Source organism: Domibacillus indicus (genome assembly GCF_023715895.1).
Taxonomy (GTDB): domain Bacteria; phylum Bacillota; class Bacilli; order Bacillales; family Domibacillaceae; genus Domibacillus; species Domibacillus indicus_A.
This window is the reverse complement of record NZ_JAMBOO010000004.1, coordinates 1-21,103: the sequence shown is the minus strand read 5'-3', so window position 1 is coordinate 21,103 and position 21,103 is coordinate 1. Positions and strand designations below refer to the sequence as shown.

Annotated in this window: 17 protein-coding genes and 1 rRNA gene; 8 read left to right on the top strand and 10 right to left on the bottom strand. The window is 45.1% G+C overall.

The genetic code is table 11. From position 1 onward, the window contains the following. Positions 1 to 66 precede the first annotated feature (66 nt). The 10 genes from M3221_RS08995 to rpmH all read right to left on the bottom strand — a co-directional run bounded on the left by M3221_RS08995 (position 67) and on the right by rpmH (position 9,234). A complete protein-coding gene (locus tag M3221_RS08995) occupies positions 67 to 762 on the bottom strand; it encodes a DUF554 domain-containing protein (protein WP_251271150.1) in 696 nt (231 codons plus the stop codon). Positions 763 to 765: 3 nt separating this feature from the next. Beyond that, a complete protein-coding gene (locus M3221_RS08990) occupies positions 766 to 1,617 on the bottom strand; it encodes a ParB/RepB/Spo0J family partition protein (RefSeq protein WP_251271148.1) in 852 nt (283 codons plus the stop codon). Continuing rightward, positions 1,610 to 2,371 carry a ParA family protein gene (locus M3221_RS08985; protein ID WP_251271147.1) on the bottom strand — a complete coding sequence of 254 codons (762 nt, stop codon included), beginning with the start codon at positions 2,369 to 2,371 and terminating at the stop codon, positions 1,610 to 1,612. Before M3221_RS08985 ends, M3221_RS08990 begins: the two co-directional genes overlap by 8 nt. A gap of 289 nt (positions 2,372 to 2,660) precedes the next feature. Next, positions 2,661 to 3,500 (bottom strand): nucleoid occlusion protein, encoded by an 840-nt coding sequence (gene noc / locus M3221_RS08980; RefSeq protein ID WP_396120265.1) that lies wholly within the window; start codon positions 3,498 to 3,500, stop codon positions 2,661 to 2,663. 69 nt (positions 3,501 to 3,569) lie between these two features. Then, the gene (gene rsmG / locus M3221_RS08975) at positions 3,570 to 4,286 is read right to left on the bottom strand and encodes a 16S rRNA (guanine(527)-N(7))-methyltransferase RsmG (RefSeq protein ID WP_251271146.1); all 717 of its coding nucleotides are present in this window, start codon (positions 4,284 to 4,286) and stop codon (positions 3,570 to 3,572) included. A 15-nt stretch (positions 4,287 to 4,301) separates the two neighbouring features. Further along, positions 4,302 to 6,194 carry a tRNA uridine-5-carboxymethylaminomethyl(34) synthesis enzyme MnmG gene (mnmG, locus tag M3221_RS08970; RefSeq protein WP_251271145.1) on the bottom strand — a complete coding sequence of 631 codons (1,893 nt, stop codon included), beginning with the start codon at positions 6,192 to 6,194 and terminating at the stop codon, positions 4,302 to 4,304. A 24-nt stretch (positions 6,195 to 6,218) separates the two neighbouring features. Next, the gene (gene mnmE, locus M3221_RS08965) at positions 6,219 to 7,604 is read right to left on the bottom strand and encodes a tRNA uridine-5-carboxymethylaminomethyl(34) synthesis GTPase MnmE (RefSeq protein WP_251271144.1); all 1,386 of its coding nucleotides are present in this window, start codon (positions 7,602 to 7,604) and stop codon (positions 6,219 to 6,221) included. A gap of 231 nt (positions 7,605 to 7,835) precedes the next feature. Next, positions 7,836 to 8,582 carry a YidC family membrane integrase SpoIIIJ gene (spoIIIJ, locus tag M3221_RS08960; RefSeq protein WP_242232477.1) on the bottom strand — a complete coding sequence of 249 codons (747 nt, stop codon included), beginning with the start codon at positions 8,580 to 8,582 and terminating at the stop codon, positions 7,836 to 7,838. A 48-nt stretch (positions 8,583 to 8,630) separates the two neighbouring features. After that, entirely contained in the window at positions 8,631 to 8,975 is a 345-nt protein-coding gene (gene rnpA, locus M3221_RS08955) for a ribonuclease P protein component (protein ID WP_251271143.1), read from the bottom strand. A 124-nt stretch (positions 8,976 to 9,099) separates the two neighbouring features. Continuing rightward, positions 9,100 to 9,234, bottom strand: coding sequence for a 50S ribosomal protein L34 (gene rpmH / locus M3221_RS08950; RefSeq protein ID WP_046180646.1), 135 nt, complete (start codon positions 9,232 to 9,234; stop codon positions 9,100 to 9,102). 586 nt (positions 9,235 to 9,820) lie between these two features. Between rpmH and dnaA the strand changes: the two genes are divergently transcribed. From dnaA to M3221_RS08910, 8 genes are all read left to right on the top strand, one after another. After that, positions 9,821 to 11,176, top strand: coding sequence for a chromosomal replication initiator protein DnaA (dnaA, locus tag M3221_RS08945; protein ID WP_242232475.1), 1,356 nt, complete (start codon positions 9,821 to 9,823; stop codon positions 11,174 to 11,176). Positions 11,177 to 11,367: 191 nt separating this feature from the next. Continuing rightward, positions 11,368 to 12,504, top strand: coding sequence for a DNA polymerase III subunit beta (dnaN, locus tag M3221_RS08940; RefSeq protein ID WP_251271141.1), 1,137 nt, complete (start codon positions 11,368 to 11,370; stop codon positions 12,502 to 12,504). Between the two features lie 93 nt (positions 12,505 to 12,597). Beyond that, positions 12,598 to 12,834 (top strand): S4 domain-containing protein YaaA, encoded by a 237-nt coding sequence (gene yaaA / locus M3221_RS08935; RefSeq protein ID WP_050180215.1) that lies wholly within the window; start codon positions 12,598 to 12,600, stop codon positions 12,832 to 12,834. Positions 12,835 to 12,857: 23 nt separating this feature from the next. Further along, positions 12,858 to 13,976: a DNA replication/repair protein RecF gene (gene recF / locus M3221_RS08930; RefSeq protein ID WP_251271140.1), complete on the top strand. Its 1,119-nt coding sequence runs from the start codon at positions 12,858 to 12,860 to the stop codon at positions 13,974 to 13,976. Positions 13,977 to 14,014: 38 nt separating this feature from the next. Next, positions 14,015 to 15,934 carry a DNA topoisomerase (ATP-hydrolyzing) subunit B gene (gene gyrB, locus M3221_RS08925; protein WP_251271748.1) on the top strand — a complete coding sequence of 640 codons (1,920 nt, stop codon included), beginning with the start codon at positions 14,015 to 14,017 and terminating at the stop codon, positions 15,932 to 15,934. Between the two features lie 169 nt (positions 15,935 to 16,103). Then, positions 16,104 to 18,572 carry a DNA gyrase subunit A gene (gene gyrA, locus M3221_RS08920; RefSeq protein ID WP_251271138.1) on the top strand — a complete coding sequence of 823 codons (2,469 nt, stop codon included), beginning with the start codon at positions 16,104 to 16,106 and terminating at the stop codon, positions 18,570 to 18,572. A gap of 101 nt (positions 18,573 to 18,673) precedes the next feature. Further along, entirely contained in the window at positions 18,674 to 19,738 is a 1,065-nt protein-coding gene (locus tag M3221_RS08915; RefSeq protein ID WP_251271135.1) for an HD-GYP domain-containing protein, read from the top strand. 220 nt (positions 19,739 to 19,958) lie between these two features. After that, positions 19,959 to 21,103, top strand: a 16S ribosomal RNA gene (locus M3221_RS08910); the annotation flags it as partial.

Here is a 21,103-nt window from a genome sequence, read left to right as displayed (position 1 = left end):
TACATGGGAAGGAGCAGGTGTCAATGAGTTTTTTGAAAAATGAAAAAAGCTCCTCCGAAGAGAAGCTTACGGCCAAATCGTTACAAACAAGGCGACGAAGGCAATTGCCGGCAGCAGATTGGCAATGCGTATATTGGTAATTTGAAGCAAATTCAGACCGATGGCAAAAATCATAATCCCCCCGGCTGCAGTCATTTCTAAAATAAAGGCATCCATCCATTCCTGCGAAACAAAACGGTCAATTTGCGTCGCAAACAGGGCAATAAGCCCTTCATATAGAAGAACAGGGACAGCGGAAAATAAAACACCGATGCCAAGTGTAGTCGTTAAAATAAGAGCCGTAATCCCATCAATCAGTGATTTTGTAAACAGCACTTCATGATTTCCCCGGATGCCGCTGTCAAGCGCGCCAATAACACCCATTGCCCCAATGACAAAAATAAGGGTCGCCGTTACAAACCCCTGCGAAATGCTGCCGCTTCCTTTTGAACCTACTTTCTGCTCAAGCCAATTGCCAAGATCATTCAGCCGTTCATCAATTTTAAGCAGCTCACCCACTACAGCGCCAGCTGTAAGACTCAGAATTACGAGCAGAAAATTTTCGCCCTTCAATCCCATTTGTAAGCCAAGCACTACTACCGACAGCCCAATCGCGTGCATGACTGTTCCTTTTATTCCTTCTGGAATCCGCGCCATAGAGGCGCCGAGCAATGCACCGGCGCTAATGGCAATTCCATTCACGAGCGAACCTGTTATAAACATCGTTTAACCTCTGTTATCAAGCATTTCCAAGATGCGGTTTAAGTCTTCGGTAGACATATATTCAATTTCAATTTTGCCTTTTTTGCCGTTTTTAGATTGGCGTATTTGCACGGATGTGCCGAACCGCTCCCGAAGGACCTCTTCTTGATCTAAAATGAAAATATCTTTTTTAACCGGCTTTGTTTCACGTGAAACTTTTTCTTTTTCTTCTCGAATCCAACTTTCAAGCTGGCGAACGGTCCAGTTTTCTGAAACTGTTTTTTCAGCTGCCTTTAGCTGCTTTGCTTTCGGCTTTACACCGAGCAGCGCACGGGCATGTCCCATCGATAATTTTTCATCTGAAATCATATCTTGAATCTCACCCGGCAAATCAAGCAGCCGGACGTAGTTGGCAATATGCGGACGGCTTTTGCCGATCCGCGTGGCAAGCTCTGCCTGTGTAACGTTAAGCTTGTCCATAATCAGCTGATAAGCTGCCGCTTCTTCCATTACGGTTAAATCCTCGCGCTGAAGGTTTTCTAGCAGAGCAAGCTCCATCATTTGAGCTTCTGTTAATTCTTTAATGATCGCCGGCACAGCTTTCATGCCAGCCGCTTTAGCAGCACGGTAACGCCGTTCTCCGGCTACAATCTCGTATCCTTTTATGCTTTTTCGAAGCACGATCGGCTGCAGGATGCCGTGTGACTGTATAGACTGCTTTAATTCTTCAATTGCTTCTTCTTTAAACTTTTTCCGCGGCTGATGCGGATTCGGGCGAATCTCTTTAACGGAAATATCCTGCACAGTGCTGTTTTTATCATCAGCACCTAAATCTTTAAAAAGTGCATCCAAACCTCTGCCGAGCCCTTTAGCCATGTGCTGCCACCTCTTTCGCAAAATCAAGATACACTTCTGCACCGCGTGAACGGGCATCATACAGTAAAACCGGTTTGCCGTGGCTCGGTGCTTCACTTAATCGGACATTACGTGGTATGACAGATTGGTACACCTTGTCATGAAAATACTTTTTCACTTCTTCTGCCACTTGAATACTTAAATTGGTCCGGGCATCAAACATAGTTAATAGAACACCTTCTATGTAAAGGTCTTTATTTAAATGCTTTTGAACGAGCCGTATTGTATTTAACAGCTGATTTAATCCTTCAAGCGCATAATATTCACATTGAACTGGAATTAAAACAGAGTCCGCTGCCGTCAGCGCATTGATCGTTAACAAACCAAGCGATGGCGGACAGTCGATAATAATATAATCAAAGCTTTCACGGAGCGGCTCGAGTGCCCTTTTCATTCGAAGCTCGCGGGAAATGGCAGATACAAGTTCAATTTCAGCACCCGCGAGGGCAATGGTTGCCGGTGCAACAAACATGCCTTCCGCTGTTGTAGGCTTAATGACATCAGCCAGTTCCACATCATCCACAATGACGTCATAAATGCATTGATCTACGCTTTTTTTTTCAACGCCGGCACCGCTTGTTGCGTTTCCCTGCGGATCAATATCAAGAAGAAGCACCTTCTTGTCAAGAGAGGCGAGTGATGCCCCTAAATTTACTGATGTTGTTGTTTTTCCAACGCCGCCTTTTTGATTGGCGACCGCAATTACTTTTCCCAAAAGAAGCCACCTGCTTTCGTCTGTCGGTGTTATCTGTTTTTTATTTTATCAAAATTGGCGCGTTTTGGCTTTTACGCCGTAAAAAAAAAGCCGCTTTTTATCAAAACGGCTGAGAGTGTAGACAAAGTAAGAAAGCAGGCTGATTGAAAACGCCTGCTCTTTCCAAGAACGCTGCCGGCTGAGAAGCGGAGTGACCTTTTTTAGGTCATGAGCATTCGCAGACGGCAAGTGACGCCGAACGCGGACGTTTGTGGGCAGCCTGAACCGTTTTTTATCAAAACGGCATTGTTTATGATTGCTTTGGTTTTTTCGGAATTTGAATCGTAATCCGATAGAAATCTTCATGGTCTTCTTCAGCTTGTTCCACGTTGATGCCGCTTTTCTCTACAAGCACAAGAGACTGGCGAATCGTATTTAACGCAATGCGAATATCACGGCTGACCGCTTTTGTGCGCGGGCGCGGCGGTTCTTTTTCAAGCATTTTGACCACACGGTCTTCTGTTTGTTTTACATTCAATCCTTTATCGAGCACAATACGCAGAAGCTCACACTGCCATTCAGGCTTTTTCAGTGGCAGGAGCGCCCGAGCATGGCGTTCGGTAATTTTTTTTTCAGCAACCGCCTGCTGCACTTCGTCCGGCAGCTTTAACAGCCTCAGCTTATTCGCAACAAACGACTGGCTTTTTCCGACCATTTGGGCAAGAGACTGCTGGGTTGTATTATTTATATGAAGAAGGCTTTGATAAGCGCTTGCTTCTTCAATTGGAGACAGCTCTTCCCGCTGTATATTTTCAATCAGCGCTGCTGAAGCGGTCTGCTCGTCCGTAAACTGACGGACAATAACGGGTACCGTTTCATGCCCAAGGCTTTTGGCTGCCCGAAAACGGCGCTCTCCTGCTATAATTTCATATTTTTCTTCCTCGATCTCCCGGACAACAATTGGCTGAATAATGCCATGAACGGCAATAGTTGACGCAAGTTCTGCTATTTTTTCTTCTTGAAAGATAAAACGTGGCTGAAATTGGTTCGGTTCCAGAGAGTCTACCGGTATTTCTTTGACTTCATCTACGGGAAACATCATGGCTGTTTCACTTTTTCCGCCAAACAGACGGGAAAAAGGACGCTTCATGTTTACACCACCTTTTCATTCTCCATTCTGATAGTATTCGCCATGAGGCGCCCTGTTCCTGCTTAAGAACTATTCAATTGGTGTTTTATTCGGTGTGCCCGGCTTTCGCGGGTACTTTTTCGGCGTTTCTTTTTTCTTCCGAATCACGATAATCGTCCGCTCACTGTTTTCAATCGGCAGGCGGAAAGAGAAAACCTCTTCCGTTTGACCGCCAAGTGTTCCGATTGCTTTTGCAGCTGTTTCCATTTCATCCGCCGCACTCGCTGCTTTCATGGCAACAAATGTACCGCCCTTTTTCACAAACGGCAGGCACAGCTCAGACAGGACAGACATGCGGGCAACAGCACGTGCCGTTACGATGTCATACTGCTCGCGATGCTCCGGGTTCCGTCCCATTTCTTCTGCACGTCCGTGAACAAATTGAACATGTTCAAGCTTCAGCTCGGATGCCAGATGATTCAAAAACGTAATACGCTTGTTTAATGAATCAATAATGGTAACATCCAAATTCGGAAAAGCAATTTTCAATGGGATGCTTGGAAAGCCGGCGCCGGCGCCGACATCACAAATCCGGGCTGGTTTTGTTAAATCGGTATAGATGCCGGCTGTAAGTGAATCGTAAAAGTGCTTCATATACACTTCTTCCTGCTCGGTAATCGCAGTGAGATTCATTTTTTCGTTCCACTCTACAAGCAGTTCATAGTAGCGCTGAAACTGGCCAAGCTGTTCTTCAGACAGCTCAATGCCGTTTTTGGCAAGTTCGGATTGAAATTGGTCGATTTTCATGTTTTCGTTCCTTTCTTATTCGCTGACGGTCCGTGCAACACGGCCCTGCTCAATGTAAACAAGCAAAATGGAAATATCGGCCGGGTTCACGCCTGAAATACGTGAAGCCTGTGCGATGGAAAGCGGACGGACTTCTTTTAAGTTTGTCCGTGCTTCATTGGCGATACCGTTCACTGCATCGTAATCAATGTCAGCCGGAATTTTTTTGTTTTCCATCTTCTTCATCCGGTCGACCTGTTGAAGGGACTTTTCAATGTATCCTTCATATTTAATTTGAATTTCCACTTGCTCTTCCACTTCTTCATCAAGCGGAGCATCTGCCGGGATAAGCTGCTTGATTGCCTCATACGTCATTTCCGGACGGCGCAGAAGGTCTGCTCCTCGAATGCCGTCTTTCAGCTCGCTTCCACCCGCTTCACGAATAAGCGCCTGTGTTTTTTCGTCCGGTTTAATAATCGTTGCTTTCAACCGATCGATTTCAGCTGCAATCGCTTCTTTTTTCGCCAGGAAAGCTGCATAGCGTTCTTCAGAAATCGTGCCGATTTTATAGCCTATTTCTGTTAAGCGAAGATCCGCGTTGTCATGACGAAGAAGAAGGCGGTATTCCGCACGGGAAGTGAGCAGGCGATATGGTTCGCTCGTTCCTTTTGTGACAAGGTCGTCAATCATAACACCGATATAAGCGTCGGAACGGCTCAGCACTACTTCTTCTTTGCCAAGCACACGGCACGCAGCGTTAATACCGGCCATTAAACCTTGTCCAGCTGCTTCTTCATAACCGGATGTACCGTTAATCTGCCCAGCTGTGTACAAGTTTTTCACTCGTTTTGTTTCCAGTGTCGGCCACAGCTGTGTCGGCACAACTGCATCATATTCGATCGCATAGCCTGCACGCATCAGCTGTGCTTTTTCAAGGCCCGGGATTGTCCGAAGCATCCGGTATTGTACATCTTCCGGCAGGCTTGTAGAAAAGCCCTGTACGTATACTTCTTCTGTATTCCGTCCTTCCGGCTCAAGGAAAATCTGGTGGCGCGGCTTATCATTAAAACGGACTACTTTATCTTCGATTGATGGACAATAACGCGGTCCGCGTCCTTTAATGACGCCAGAGTACATCGGAGAACGGTGCAGGTTTTCACCGATAATATTATGTGTTTCTTCATTTGTATACGTCAGCCAGCATGGCAGCTGATCCATGATAAATTCTTTTGTTTCATAGCTGAATGCACGGGGAACATCATCGCCCGGCTGAATTTCCGTTTTGGAGTAGTCGATTGTCCGGCTGTTGACACGCGGCGGTGTCCCTGTTTTAAAACGGACAAGTTCAAAGCCAAGCTCATCTAAATGCTCGGATAGCTTTACAGAAGGCTGCTGATTGTTCGGGCCGCTGGAATATTTTAAATCACCGAGAATGATTTCACCGCGCATAAACGTTCCGCTCGTAATAATTACAGCTTTTGAACGATAAACGGCACCTGTTTGTGTGATGATACCGCGGCATTCTCCCTCTTCCACAATTAACCGCTCTGCCATTCCTTGAACGAGCGTTAAATTCGGCTCGTTTTCAATCGTTTTTTTCATTTCCTGCTGGTACAGCACTTTATCCGCCTGCGCGCGCAGCGCCCGCACAGCCGGTCCTTTTCCTGTATTCAGCATTCTCATTTGAATGTGTGTTTTATCAATATTTTTGGCCATCTCACCGCCAAGCGCATCGATTTCCCGGACAACAATTCCTTTTGCCGGTCCGCCGACAGACGGGTTGCATGGCATGTAAGCGATCATATCAAGGTTAATGGTAATCATTAGCGTTTTAGCGCCTGTCCGTGCAGAAGCAAGCCCTGCTTCTACTCCAGCATGGCCCGCCCCAATAACAATGACTTCATATTCGCCTGCTTCATAGTAATTCATGCTGTTTTTCTTCCTTTCCGTTCATTATTTCCCGAGGCAAAATTGTGAAAACAGCTGATCAATCAAGCTTTCGTGGACGCTTTCGCCGATAATTTCCCCGAGCAGCTCCCACGTTCTTGTTAAATCAATTTGAACAATATCAATTGGCACGCCTGCTTCTACTCCATGAATAGCGTCTGTTATAGAGCGGCTTGCCTGGTTTAATAGGGCAATGTGACGGGAATTAGACACATACGTCATATCCTGCGCACCAACTGCACCTGAGAAAAACAAACCGGCAATCGCTTCTTCCAATTCATCAATTCCTTTTTCCTCAAGAAGCGATGTCGTCACAAGACGGCTGCTGCCAGCCAGTTCTTTTACACGGTCCATATTTATTTTCGGCTCAAGATCCGTTTTGTTCACAATAACAATAACATCCATGCCGCTTGCTGCTTGAAACAGCTTTTCATCTTCCGGCGTCAGCTCGTCAGAATAGTTTAATACAAGCAAGATAAGATCCGCTTCTTTTAATACTTTTCTTGAGCGCTCCACACCGATTCGTTCCACAATATCTTCTGTTTCGCGAATACCCGCCGTATCAACTAGACGGAGCGGCACGCCGCGCACGTTCACATATTCTTCAATTACATCACGCGTTGTGCCGGGAATATCTGTCACAATCGCTTTGTTTTCTTGTACGAGCGCATTTAAAAGTGAAGATTTACCGACATTCGGACGCCCGATAATGACTGTCGACAACCCTTCACGTAAAATTTTACCTTGTTCAGCTGTCCGGAGCAGACGTTCAATTTCAGATTGAACAAACTGTGATTTTTCAAGAAGCACACGGTGCGTCATTTCCTCCACATCGTCATATTCCGGATAATCAATGTTCACTTCCACATGAGCCAACGTTTCAAGAATCTCCTGGCGAAGCCGCCCAATCAATCGGGACAGCCGCCCTTCCACTTGGTTTAATGCCACATTCATCGCCTTGTCTGTTTTGGCACGAATCAAGTCCATTACAGCTTCTGCCTGTGATAAATCAATACGGCCATTTAAGAAAGCACGCTTTGTGAATTCACCGGGTTCGGCAAGACGCGCTCCTTCATTTAAAACAAGCTGAAGTACTCGGTTAACGGCTGTAATGCCTCCGTGACAGTTGATTTCCACAACATCTTCGCGGGTGAATGTTTTTGGCCCTTTCATTAAAGATACCATCACTTCCTCCGCGACACGCCCTGTGGATGGGTCCATTAAGTGGCCATAGTGAATTGTATGGCTTGGCACTGTGGACAACTGTTTTTGTCCAGGTGCACGAAACACTTTATCCGCAATGGAGATCGCCTGATCGCCGCTTAATCGAACGATCGCAATAGCCCCTTCTCCTGGCGGTGTTGAAATAGCTGCTATTGTATCAAATTCCACGTTGTTCACCTCTTTCATATTTATGTTGATATATGTGATTGCCTATTCGCTTTTATTTGATTCCCTAAATAAATAGAATATCACAGCTGTTCACCGAAAAAAAGGTATATGTTCATCCACATGTTGATAACTTTTTTCTTTAAAAGCACGTTTATGTATGGAAAGATAACCCTTTTTCTACACAAAAAAAAGACATTGCTAACATCGCAATGTCTTTTCTTCTACTCATTATTAAAGGCCAGCATCCTGAACCGGCTTGTTCCTGCCAATAATTAACGTTTGAATAATCATAAAAATACTGCCGACTACCCAATACAAAGCAAGTGCCGACGGCAGCGTAATCCCAAACACGATGATCATGATCGGCATTAAGTACAGCATCATTTTCATTTGCGGATTATCACTTGCAGGTCCTGCCATCATTAATTTTTGCTGGAAAAAAGTAAAAACACCAGCTAAAACAGATAAAATAATATCCGGCGAGCCTAGATCGAACCATAAAAAAGTGTGGTTTTTAATTTCGCCCGTCCGCATAATGGCTTGATAAAGCCCAATGATGATCGGCATTTGCACTAAAATTGGGAAACATCCAGCCAGCGGGTTTACCCCATGCTTCTGGAACAGCGCCATCGTTTCCTGCTGTAGCTTTTGCTGTGTCTGCGCATCTTTTGATTTGTATTTTTCTTGAATTTTCTTAATTTCAGGCTGAATCTCCTGCATCGCTTTAGCACTTTTTGTCTGCTTAATCATAAGCGGCAAAATAATGATCCGAATAATGATCGTAACAACGATAATACCAAGACCGTAGCCGCCTACGAGGTCAGATGTAGCGGTAATAAATTGTGAGAGCGGATAAATGACGTATTCATTCCAGAATCCTTCACTTTCTGCTGTAATTTCTTGATTTACTTCCGTACATCCTGCCAGCAGGACGGAAAAAAGAGCCACGATCAAGAATGAAAGCGTTCTTTTCTTCAAGCGGTTGCTCCCCCTGTCATTGGCTGAATTCCTGCTTATTCATTTGGATTATTTTCGCTGAAGCGCTCGCGCCAGTTTCAGTACATGTATTAAGCTTGTTTTTATTTCTGCGCAGGACATGTCCACTGCCGGCTTACGGGCAATGATAATAAAATCCCAGCCAGGCTGAATTTCTTCTTTTAATTCCGTAAAGCTCTGTCTGATGCAGCGCTTAATGCGGTTGCGCATCACAGCATTGCCCAGCTTTTTGCTGACAGACAAGCCGATCCGGAACGGAACATTCTGCTCTTTTTTATACATATATACAACAAACTGGCGATTTGCGAACGACTTCCCTTTGCTGAAGACCGTTTGAAAATCATTGTTTTTTTTGATGCGGAATGATTTTTTCATTTATGCCACCTGCCGGCTTTTCATTCATATAGAACAAAGGCGGACTTGACAGCTTTCTGCCACGCCGCCTTTGCGGACCATTTCTAGCAATCCTAAAAAAAGACCACTGAAATGGTCAGTGGTCTTATGCAGATAGTACTTTTCTGCCTTTAGCACGGCGGCTTGCTAAAACACGGCGGCCGTTTTTAGAACTCATGCGTGCACGGAAACCATGAACTTTGCTTCTTTTACGTTTGTTAGGCTGGTACGTTCTTTTCATATTAAAACACCTCCCTGAGGTTTTCGAATTCATATTTTCAAAACAGTCTTTGTTAATTATAAGGACCAGAGTCCATCCTGTCAACCACCTTTTAAAAGCCTCAAAGATCCAAATTATTTTACTGTCTTTTTGATGAGGAATGCAGGTTATACAAAAAGCATCATATCTTGCCCCATTTTCCATCTGTGGACAGCAATCGACGGCATTTTCGATTATCCACAACTTCTTCGATGGTTCTTTCACAAGTCCTCACCCTGTGGACAAACATTTTCACAAGCAGAAAAAGCCTGTGGATAATTCATTGAAGTGATTGCAGAGTCTCATTTTTTCTGCTATTATTATTTTGTTTTCACTCTGGATAACTAAATTCGACATATTATCTATCCACAGCTGTGGATAATATGTGGAAAAACAATAAACAGGGTGTTTTTATTTTTATCCACAACCTGTAGATTTTGTCGAAAAACTAGTTTTATCTTATTATATATTTACTCACAAACATTGTCATGCATAATTATGAATTCTCAACTAAATGGGTTGTACAAACATTAAACAAACTGCACTGACAGTCAGTAAGGAGGGGCCAATGGAGAACATCGATGATTTATGGAATAAAGTGCTGGAGCGTATCCAGGCTCGAATTAGCAAGCCAAGCTACGAAACGTGGGTGAAGTCAACCAAAGCGCATTCACTTCACGGAGACGCTATTGTAATAGCGGCACCTAACTTTTTTAATCGTGATTGGCTTGAGGGGCATTATACGCATTTAACGTCCGAAATTATTGATGAATTAACAGGCGAAAAGCTTGATGTTTACTTTATTTCGCCAGATGTTCACGACATGGAATCATATGTACCGCCTTCGCATCGGGCTGAACAGCCGGCTCCACCGCCAAAGCCAAGCGGGGAATCAACCATCCAAAGTATGCTGAATCCAAAATATACATTCGACACGTTTGTCATCGGATCCGGCAACCGGTTTGCCCATGCAGCTTCTCTTGCAGTAGCAGAAGCACCGGCCAAAGCGTATAATCCACTGTTTATTTACGGGGGAGTAGGATTGGGCAAAACACACTTAATGCATGCAATCGGGCATTACGTACTTGAGCATAATCCCGACGCTAAAGTGGTGTATCTGTCCTCGGAGAAGTTTACGAACGAATTCATTAATTCCATTCGAGACAATAAAGCGGTGGAGTTCCGTAATAAATACCGCAATGTGGACGTCCTGCTTATTGATGATATTCAGTTCTTAGCCGGAAAAGAACAAACACAGGAAGAATTTTTCCACACATTTAATACGCTGCATGAAGAAAGCAAGCAGATTATCATTTCCAGCGACCGGCCGCCAAAAGAAATCCCGACTCTTGAAGATCGACTTCGTTCCCGGTTCGAGTGGGGGCTTATTACAGACATTACACCGCCGGACCTTGAAACGCGGATTGCCATTTTGCGCAAAAAAGCCCGCGCTGAAAACCTTGATGTGCCAAATGAAGTGATGCTGTATATCGCCAATCAAATTGATACGAATATTCGTGAGCTTGAAGGCGCATTGATCCGGGTCGTTGCTTACTCTTCTTTAATCAACAAAGAAGTGAACGCGACAGTAGCAGCAGATGCTTTAAAAGATATTATTCCGGGGGCTCGTCCGAAATCCGTGACCATTCCGGATATTCAGCGGGTAGTCGGGGAGCAGTACGGCATCCGCCTGGAGGATTTTACAGCCAGGAAGCGGACAAAATCGGTTGCTTTTCCAAGACAGGTAGCCATGTATTTGTCACGCGAATTAACGGATTTTTCACTGCCTAAAATTGGCGAGGAGTTTGGAGGACGTGATCACACGACCGTTATTCATGCCCATGAGAAAATTTCAAAGCTCATGGAAACAGATCCTGCTGCCGCTCAAAAAATAAATGAAATTATCACCATTTTAAAAGCTTAATAAATTGTGAATAAAAAAGGGCGCTCATCAACAGTCTGTCCACATGTGGATAGGCTGTTATTTCTTCGTTTTTGCATACTTATCCACAAATCAACAGCGCCTACTACTACGTCTATTATTTTTTTAATATAAAAATACTAAATTCACAGTTACGTGAATTGCTATATCAAAATAATTTCGGAGGGATCCCCATGAAATTTTCGATACAAAAAGACCGGCTTGCTGCTGGCGTACAAGATGTTTTAAAGGCAGTAAGCTCAAGAACAACTATTCCCATTTTGACCGGTATTAAAATTCATGCGTCAGATGAGGGGATCACCTTAACGGGAAGCGACTCCGATATTTCCATTGAATCGTTTATTCCAAGTGAAGAAGGGGATGTATCCATTGCTTCGATCGAGCAAACAGGGGGCGTGGTTTTAAATGCCCGTTTTTTCAATGAGATTGTCCGCAAGCTGCCGGCTTCGACGATCGAATTTGAAACATCTGCTTCTTTTCAAACGATCATTCGTTCAGGGCACGCGGAATTCAGCTTGAACGGCCAGGACGCAGATGAATATCCGCATTTGCCGCAAATCGATGACGAGAATGTTTTTAAGCTGCCGGCTGATCTTGTTAAAACATTGATCCGGCAAACGGTATTTGCTGTATCTACTTCAGAAACGCGTCCAATTTTAACGGGTGTAAACTGGAAAATTGAAAATGGCACGCTTATTTGCACCGCTACGGACAGCCATCGTCTGGCTCTTCGTAAAACAGCGGCAGAAGGGCTTCCATCAGGAGAATACAACGTCGTGATTCCTGGAAAAAGCTTGACGGAATTAAGCAAAATTTTAGATGACACAAATGAGCCGGTTGAAATCGTCATGACAGAAAACCAAGTATTGTTCCGTTCAAAGCATGTTTTGTTTTTCTCGCGGCTGCTTGACGGCAACTATCCTGACACAACCCGCTTGATTCCTGATGAATACAAAACAAAAATTGATTTAAATACAAAAGAATATCTGCAAGCGGTAGACCGTGCTTCTCTCTTAGCGCGGGAAGGGCGGAACAACGTCGTGAAAATGAGCAGCGAGGACGGCGGGACGGTTGAGATTTCATCGAACTCACCAGAGATCGGAAAAGTAACCGAGCAAGTAAACAGCTTGTCGTCTGAAGGAGAGGAATTGAAAATCTCATTCAGCGCAAAATATATGATGGATGCACTCAAAGCAATTGAGGGGAATGAAATTGAAATTCAATTTACAGGCGCAATGCGTCCATTTGTGATTCGTCCGCTTCATGATGATTCAACACTTCAGTTGATCCTGCCGGTGCGAACGTATTAATTCAAACTCCGGAAAAGCGGGGCATATTTGCGCCGCTTTTTTTGTATTTATGTTAAAATAAAGTACTAAGATGTTTACGGAGGAAACCACATTATGATGACAAAAAAAGCTGAAAACGAGGAATTTATCACCCTTGGCCAATTTCTGAAACTGGCTGGCATTATTCAAACTGGCGGCCAGGCAAAATGGTATCTAAGTGAACACGAAGTATACGTTAACGGAGAGCTTGATGACCGAAGAGGAAGAAAGCTGTATGAAGGGGATGAAGTGGAGATTCCTGGAGATGGCGTATATGAAGTAGGATTTGGAACAGAGGAAGAAAGTGATTAAGGGCCGTCGAAAGGTGTTTTTGCATGCACATTGAACAACTGGCTTTAGAGAATTACCGAAATTATGAATCACTCCTCGTTGAATTTGATAATACTGTAAATGTCATCATTGGCGAAAATGCCCAAGGGAAAACCAATATCATCGAATCCATTTACGTGCTGGCTATGGCTAAATCGCACCGGACTTCGAATGATAAAGATTTAATTCGCTGGGAAGCGGAGTATGCTAAAATAAAGGGAAGAGTGCAGAAAAAGCACCAATCGCTCCCGATTGAGCTTCTGATCTCCAAAAAAGGCAAAAAAGCCAGGGTTAACCACTTGGAGCAGACGCGTCTCAGCCAGTACATCGGCAACATGAATGTCGTGATGTTTGCCCCGGAAGATTTAACATTAGTAAAAGGCAGTCCGCAGGTAAGAAGGCGGTTTATTGACATGGAAATCGGTCAAGTATCGCCTGTGTATCTGCATGACTTAAGCCTTTATCATAAAGTGCTGCAGCAGCGGAATCATTATTTAAAACAGCTGCAGACGAAAAAAGCATCTGACTTGACGATGCTTGAGGTTTTAACTGAACAGCTTGTTGAGCTGGCGGTAAAAGTAACAAAAAAGCGCTTTGAGTTTATTCATCTGCTTCAAAAATGGGCTGGTCCGCTTCATGCCGGTATTTCAAGAGGAGTTGAAGAGCTGGCCATTATATATGAGCCGGCCGCTGGGATAAAAGAGGAGCAGAGTGACGAGCAAATAAGGTCGGCTTTGCTGGATCTTTTCCAGAGAAGCCGGACGAGAGAAGTAGACCGGGGTGTGACATTAACCGGTCCGCATCGCGACGATCTCCTTTTTTATGTGAACGGAAAAAATATTCAAACGTTTGGATCGCAAGGGCAGCAGCGGACAACGGCGCTTGCTGTAAAGCTTGCTGAAATTGAGCTGATTCAATCGGAAATTGGTGAATACCCGATTTTGCTGCTGGATGATGTGCTATCTGAGCTTGACGATTACCGCCAGTCACATCTGCTGAATACGATTCACGGAAAAGTGCAAACGTTTGTTACAACAACAAACACGGACGGCATTGAGCATGACACGTTAAATGCCGCCTCTGCCTACAGCGTTACCGCTGGGGCAGTAACCAAAATAAAGTAAGATTATTTTACCGAAAGAGAAGGTGACTGGATTTGACTATGGACCCGCAAAATACGACACCTTCCTATGATGAAAATCAAATACAGGTGCTCGAAGGACTTGAAGCTGTCCGAAAACGTCCTGGTATGTATATTGGTTCAACAAGTGTAAAAGGACTTCATCATCTCGTCTGGGAAATCGTTGATAACAGTATCGACGAAGCACTGGCCGGGTATTGCGATGAAATCAACGTCATCATAGAAGAAGACAACAGTATTACTGTAAAAGACAATGGGCGCGGCATTCCGGTTGGGATTCATGAAAAAATGGGACGCCCGGCGGTAGAAGTAATTTTAACCGTCCTGCATGCCGGAGGTAAATTTGGCGGCGGCGGCTATAAAGTATCCGGCGGACTTCATGGTGTTGGTGCTTCTGTTGTAAACGCACTTTCTACACTTCTAGAAGTATATGTACACCGTGACGGAAAGATTCATTACCAAGCATTTAAACGCGGTGTGCCGCAGGGAGATTTGAAGGTAGTAGGCGAAACAGATGTTACCGGCACACACATTCACTTCCGTCCAGACAGTGAGATTTTTACAGAAACACTCGTGTATGACTACGATACGCTTGCTCAACGGCTTCGTGAACTTGCTTTCTTAAACCGCGGTATTAAAATTACGCTCGAAGACAAACGTGGAGAAAGCAAGAAAAATGAGTATCATTACGAAGGCGGTATTAAATCATACGTTGAGCATTTAAACCGTTCCAAAGAAGTGCTTCATGAAGAAGCGATCTTTATGGAGGGTGAGCGTGAAGGAATTCAAGTTGAAGTAGCTCTTCAATACAACGACGGCTATACAAGCAACATTTATTCATTCGCCAACAATATCAGCACGCACGAAGGCGGAACGCATGAATCTGGCTTTAAAACCGCTTTAACACGTGTAATCAACGACTATGCCCGGAAAAATGGCCTCGCAAAAGACGTTGATGCCAATTTAACAGGAGAAGATGTCCGTGAAGGTTTAACGGCCATTATTTCCGTGAAACATCCGGATCCACAGTTTGAAGGTCAAACGAAAACAAAGCTTGGCAACTCAGAAGCGAGAACGGTGACAGACAACGTCTTTGCCGGCCGTTTTGAAACATTTATGCTTGAAAACCCGAATACGGCTCGGAAAATTGTTGAAAAAGGCATGATGGCAGCCCGGGCAAGAATGGCTGCGAAAAAAGCGCGGGAGCTGACGCGGCGCAAAAGTGCGCTCGAGGTATCCAGCCTTCCTGGTAAACTGGCTGACTGCTCATCACGCGATCCGAAAATCAGCGAATTGTATATCGTAGAAGGAGACTCTGCCGGCGGTTCAGCCAAGCAGGGGCGTGACCGCCACTTCCAGGCTATCCTGCCGCTGCGCGGAAAAATCCTGAACGTTGAAAAAGCGCGTCTTGATAAAATTTTGTCAAACAATGAAGTGCGGGCAATGATTACAGCACTCGGAACAGGGATCAGCGAAGAGTTTGACTTGGAAAAAGCACGTTATCACAAATTGGTTATCATGACGGATGCGGACGTGGATGGCGCCCATATCCGCACGCTGTTGTTAACATTCTTTTTCCGCTACATGCGTCCGCTTATTGAAGCGGGGTATGTTTATATTGCCCAGCCGCCGCTTTACAAAGTACAGCAGGGCAAAAATATCAGTTACGCATACAACGACCACGAGCTGGATGAAATCATGAAAGACATCCCGGCAAATGCAAAACCGAGTTTGCAGCGTTATAAAGGTCTTGGAGAAATGAATCCGGCGCAGCTATGGGAAACGACCATGGATCCATCCACACGTACACTGCTTCAGGTAACCCTGACAGATGCGATGGAAGCCGATGAAACATTTGAAATTTTAATGGGCGATAAAGTAGAACCGCGCCGTAATTTCATTCAGGACAACGCACGCTACGTTAAAAATCTTGATATATAAGTTTAAAAAGCGCCCGTAAGCCGCGGGCGCTCCCGCTTTTTAATAACACCTAAGTTCCAGGCGCCAATCGGCTGAAAGCTCATTGAATATGGGCGGCAAGGACAGGCTTATCCCATGCTTGTCACCGATAAATGGGCGCCTTGTACTTTTCTTAAAAGGAGGCTTTTTCATGGCTGATACGCCACACTCGAACGTAAAAGAGATTAATATAAGCCAGGAAATGCGTTCATCGTTTCTTGATTATGCGATGAGCGTTATCGTATCCCGGGCGCTTCCGGACGTGCGCGATGGCTTAAAGCCGGTGCACCGCCGTATTTTGTATGCGATGAATGATCTCGGCATGACAGCCGATAAAGCGTATAAGAAGTCTGCCCGGATCGTCGGTGACGTTATCGGTAAATATCACCCGCACGGGGATTCAGCTGTATACGAAACGATGGTACGGATGGCGCAGGACTTTAATTACCGCCACATGCTGGTTGATGGACATGGAAACTTCGGTTCAGTTGACGGCGATGCGGCTGCGGCGATGCGGTATACAGAAGCCCGCATGTCCAAAATTGCCATGGAGATCACACGTGATTTAAACAAAGACACCATTGATTACAAAGACAACTACGATGGTTCTGAGCGTGAGCCCGTTGTGTTACCGGCCCGTTTTCCGAACCTGCTTGTAAACGGTGCTTCCGGTATTGCGGTCGGTATGGCAACCAACATTCCGCCTCACCACCTTGGAGAAGTCATTGATGCGCTGCTTGCTGTCAGCAAAAACCCGGATATGTCTGTTCTGGACTTAATGGAATTTATTCAAGGACCTGATTTTCCAACAGCAGGTATTTTAATGGGCCGCAGCGGCATCCGCCGTGCCTATGAAACAGGCCGCGGTTCGATTATTTTGCGTGCCCGTACGGAAATTGAAGAAAAAGCAAACGGTAAAGAAACGATTATCGTGACAGAAATCCCGTACCAAGTAAACAAAGCAAAGCTCATTGAACGTATTGCGGAGCTTGTCCGTGAAAAGAAAATCGACGGCATTACCGATCTTCGCGATGAATCAGATCGTGAGGGTATGCGAATTGTAATGGAAATTCGCCGTGATGCCAATGCGAGCGTTGTATTAAATAATTTATATAAATACACAGCCATGCAGACAAGCTTCGGTATTAACATGCTGGCGCTTGTAGACGGCCATCCAAAAGTACTCAGCTTAAAAGAGTGCTTAAAGCATTACTTAGCGCATCAGCAGGAGATTATCCGCCGGCGTACGCAATTTGAATTAAATAAAGCCGAAGCACGCGCACACATTTTAGAGGGTCTTCGTATTGCTTTAGATCACATAGATCGCATTATCGCATTGATTCGCGGCTCGCAGACAACAGAGGCTGCCCGCGAAGGCTTGATGGAGCAGTTTGGTTTATCTGAGAAACAAGCTCAAGCCATCTTAGATATGCGTTTGCAGCGCTTGACCGGCCTTGAGCGTGAAAAAATCGAAGAAGAATATCAAAACCTTCTTGCAGTGATTAAAGAATTAAGAGCGATTTTAGCGGACGAGGAAAAAATTCTTCAAATTATCCGTGAAGAGCTGACTGAAATTAAAGACCGGTACGCCGACAAACGCCGGACAGAAATTACTGATGGAGCGCCTGGTGATTTGCTGGATGAAGATTTAATTCCGGTTGAAAAAGTTATTATTACATTAACCCATAAAGGATATATTAAACGTCAGCCAATCTCGACTTACCGGAGCCAGCGCCGCGGAGGCCGCGGTATTCAAGGTATGGGAACAAATGAAAATGATTTTGTTGAGCAGCTTCTGACAACCTCAACCCATGATACGATTCTGTTCTTTACAAACAAAGGGAAAGTGTATCGATTAAAAGGCTATCAGATTCCAGAATTCAGCCGGACGGCAAAAGGAATTCCGCTTGTGAATCTGCTTGGTGTCGAGCAGGATGAGTGGGTGAATTCGATGCTGTTTGTCGAAGAATTCACAGAGGATTCGTTCCTGTTCTTTGCAACGAAGCAGGGAATTGTAAAGCGGACACCATTAATGGATTACGCGAATATTCGGACAAACGGCTTGATCGCCTTGAATATCCGGGAGGAAGACGAGCTCATTTCCGTGCGGCTTACAAATGGTGAAAAACATATTGTAATGGGAACACGCGATGGCATGCTGATCCGTTTCCCGGAAGACAATGTCCGTTCCATGGGACGCACATCAACAGGGGTAAAAGGCATTACCTTATCTGATGGAGATTACGCGGTTGGAATGGAACTCGTAGAAGAAAATGATTATATTTTAATTGTTACCGAAAATGGATACGGCAAATTAACGCCTGAATCTGAATACCGCATTCAAACACGTGGCGGAAAAGGGCTTAAAACGCTGAATATTACCGGCAAGAACGGGACACTCATCGCAGTCAAGACGGTTACAGGTGAAGAAGACCTGATGCTTATGACCATGGGCGGCGTCATGATCCGGATGGATATTGCCAGCATTTCCATTACTGGCCGAAACACGCAGGGGGTTAAGCTGATCCGCCTTGGTGAAAATGAAACAGTGGCAACCGTAGCAAAAGTAGAAAAAGAAGAAGAACCGCTCGAAGAAGAAGAAGAAGAAATAGAAGAATAAAAACACGGCACAGGTATTTCAAAATACCTGTGCTTTTTTGTCTATCATTTGGCTGTGATTTTTCTTATAATTAGGTACAAAGATGCAAGAGGAGGCAGAGAATGTACATAAAAGTTGAAGACACCAAGCCCGGATACCAGGTGAAAGAAGCCGTCATGGCTGCGACGGCCAATCCCATCATTGCGGCTGGAACGATTTTAACAGATCAGCATATTCGTTTTTTGCACGCTTTTTCTATAAGATCCATTGATGTACTAGTAAAGGAAGAGCAGCCAGAGGCGGTGCTGCATTCTTCAGATTCATTCAATCGTGTACTGCCGGCTGCAGATCGGATAGAGCAGCTTTATTTTAAGACATTAAAAAGTGTAAAAGAAGAATTTCAGCGGTGGCAGTCAGGGATGAATGTAGATATTGCCCGAATACGTACAATCATCCTGCCTATACTTGAATACATGTTAGAACATCCGGGGGAACTCGAAAAAGTCTCATCATACTCTAAAAAAGACGAGTATCTTTATCACCATACATTGGCCGTCAGCCTGCTGAGTGGACTGATTGCCCAAAAACTCCATTACGATAGAGGATTGATTGTTCAGGCAGCATTAGCCGGGTTTTTAGCTGACTGCGGGATGTCAAAAATAACAACCTCCTTATTAACAAAAAAAACGGCCCTGACAGAGGGTGAATACAAAGAGATTCAAAATCATCCAGTGGTCAGCTACAAAATGGTGAAAGACTTAAAACTTCTCAAACCGGAAGCAAAGCTGGCTGTTTATCAGCATCACGAGCGGATGGACGGATCTGGTTATCCGGCAGGTACGAAAGGAAAATCAGTGCATATACTTTCACAAATAGTAGGACTGTCTGATACCTTTCATGCTTTAACAACAGATCGATTATTTAAAGGCAGGCAGTCTGTATTTAAAGCAGTTGAAATTATCCAGCAGGATTTGTTTGGCCAGTTTGATCTGTCGATTACAGAAGTATTGTTTTCGCTGACAGCCGAGGTTTCACAAGATATGCAGGTGACGTTATCAGATGGCAGCAAGGGCAAAGTCATTTTTGTGCCGCCTGGGAATAAAACAAGACCGATGATTCAACTTCCGAATGAAGACATTATTGATTTGGTTCAAAGAAGAGATTTATACATTGAAACAAGAGATTAAAAAAACAGCCATGAAAAAAAGGCTGTTTTTTTATAAAAAAGCTTGCTCTTTGTTTTTATACATGATATATTATTTAAGTCGCCAGATGGTGACGGCAAAAACAAAGCAAATTGAACATTGAAAACTGAACAAAATCAATAAAAACGTCAACGTTTTAAATTTTTATCTCCCATTAAAAACACCCCGTGTTTTAGTGGGAACAAATGAGCAAGTCAAACACTTTTTGGAGAGTTTGATCCTGGCTCAGGACGAACGCTGGCGGCGTGCCTAATACATGCAAGTCGAGCGGACTTGACGGAGCTTGCTCTGTTCAAGTTAGCGGCGGACGGGTGAGTAACACGTGGGTAACCTGCCTGTAAGACTGGGATAACTCCGGGAAACCGGGGCTAATACCGGATAATATCAAGAGCTGCATGGCTCTTGATTGAAAGGCGGCTTCGGCTGTCACTTACAGATGGACCCGCGGCGCATTAGCTAGTTGGTGAGGTAACGGCTCACCAAGGCGACGATGCGTAGCCGACCTGAGAGGGTGATCGGCCACACTGGGACTGAGACACGGCCCAGACTCCTACGGGAGGCAGCAGTAGGGAATCTTCCGCAATGGACGAAAGTCTGACGGAGCAACGCCGCGTGAGTGAAGAAGGTTTTCGGATCGTAAAACTCTGTTGTCAGGGAAGAACAAGTACGGGAGTAACTGCCCGTACCTTGACGGTACCTGGCCAGAAAGCCACGGCTAACTACGTGCCAGCAGCCGCGGTAATACGTAGGTGGCAAGCGTTGTCCGGAATTATTGGGCGTAAAGCGCGCGCAGGCGGCCTTTTAAGTCTGATGTGAAAGCCCCCGGCTCAACCGGGGAGGGTCATTGGAAACTGGAAGGCTTGAGTGCAGAAGAGAAGAGCGGAATTCCACGTGTAGCGGTGAAATGCGTAGAGATGTGGAGGAACACCAGTGGCGAAGGCGGCTCTTTGGTCTGTAACTGACGCTGAGGCGCGAAAGCGTGGGGAGCGAACAGGATTAGATACCCTGGTAGTCCACGCCGTAAACGATGAGTGCTAAGTGTTGGGGGGTTTCCGCCCCTCAGTGCTGCAGCTAACGCATTAAGCACTCCGCCTGGGGAGTACGGCCGCAAGGCTGAAACTCAAAGGAATTGACGGGGGCCCGCACAAGCGGTGGAGCATGTGGTTTAATTCGAAGCAACGCGAAGAACCTTACCAGGTCTTGACATCCCGCTGACCGGTCTGGAGACAGATCTTCCCCTTCGGGGGCAGCGGTGACAGGTGGTGCATGGTTGTCGTCAGCTCGTGTCGTGAGATGTTGGGTTAAGTCCCGCAACGAGCGCAACCCTTGATCTTAGTTGCCAGCATT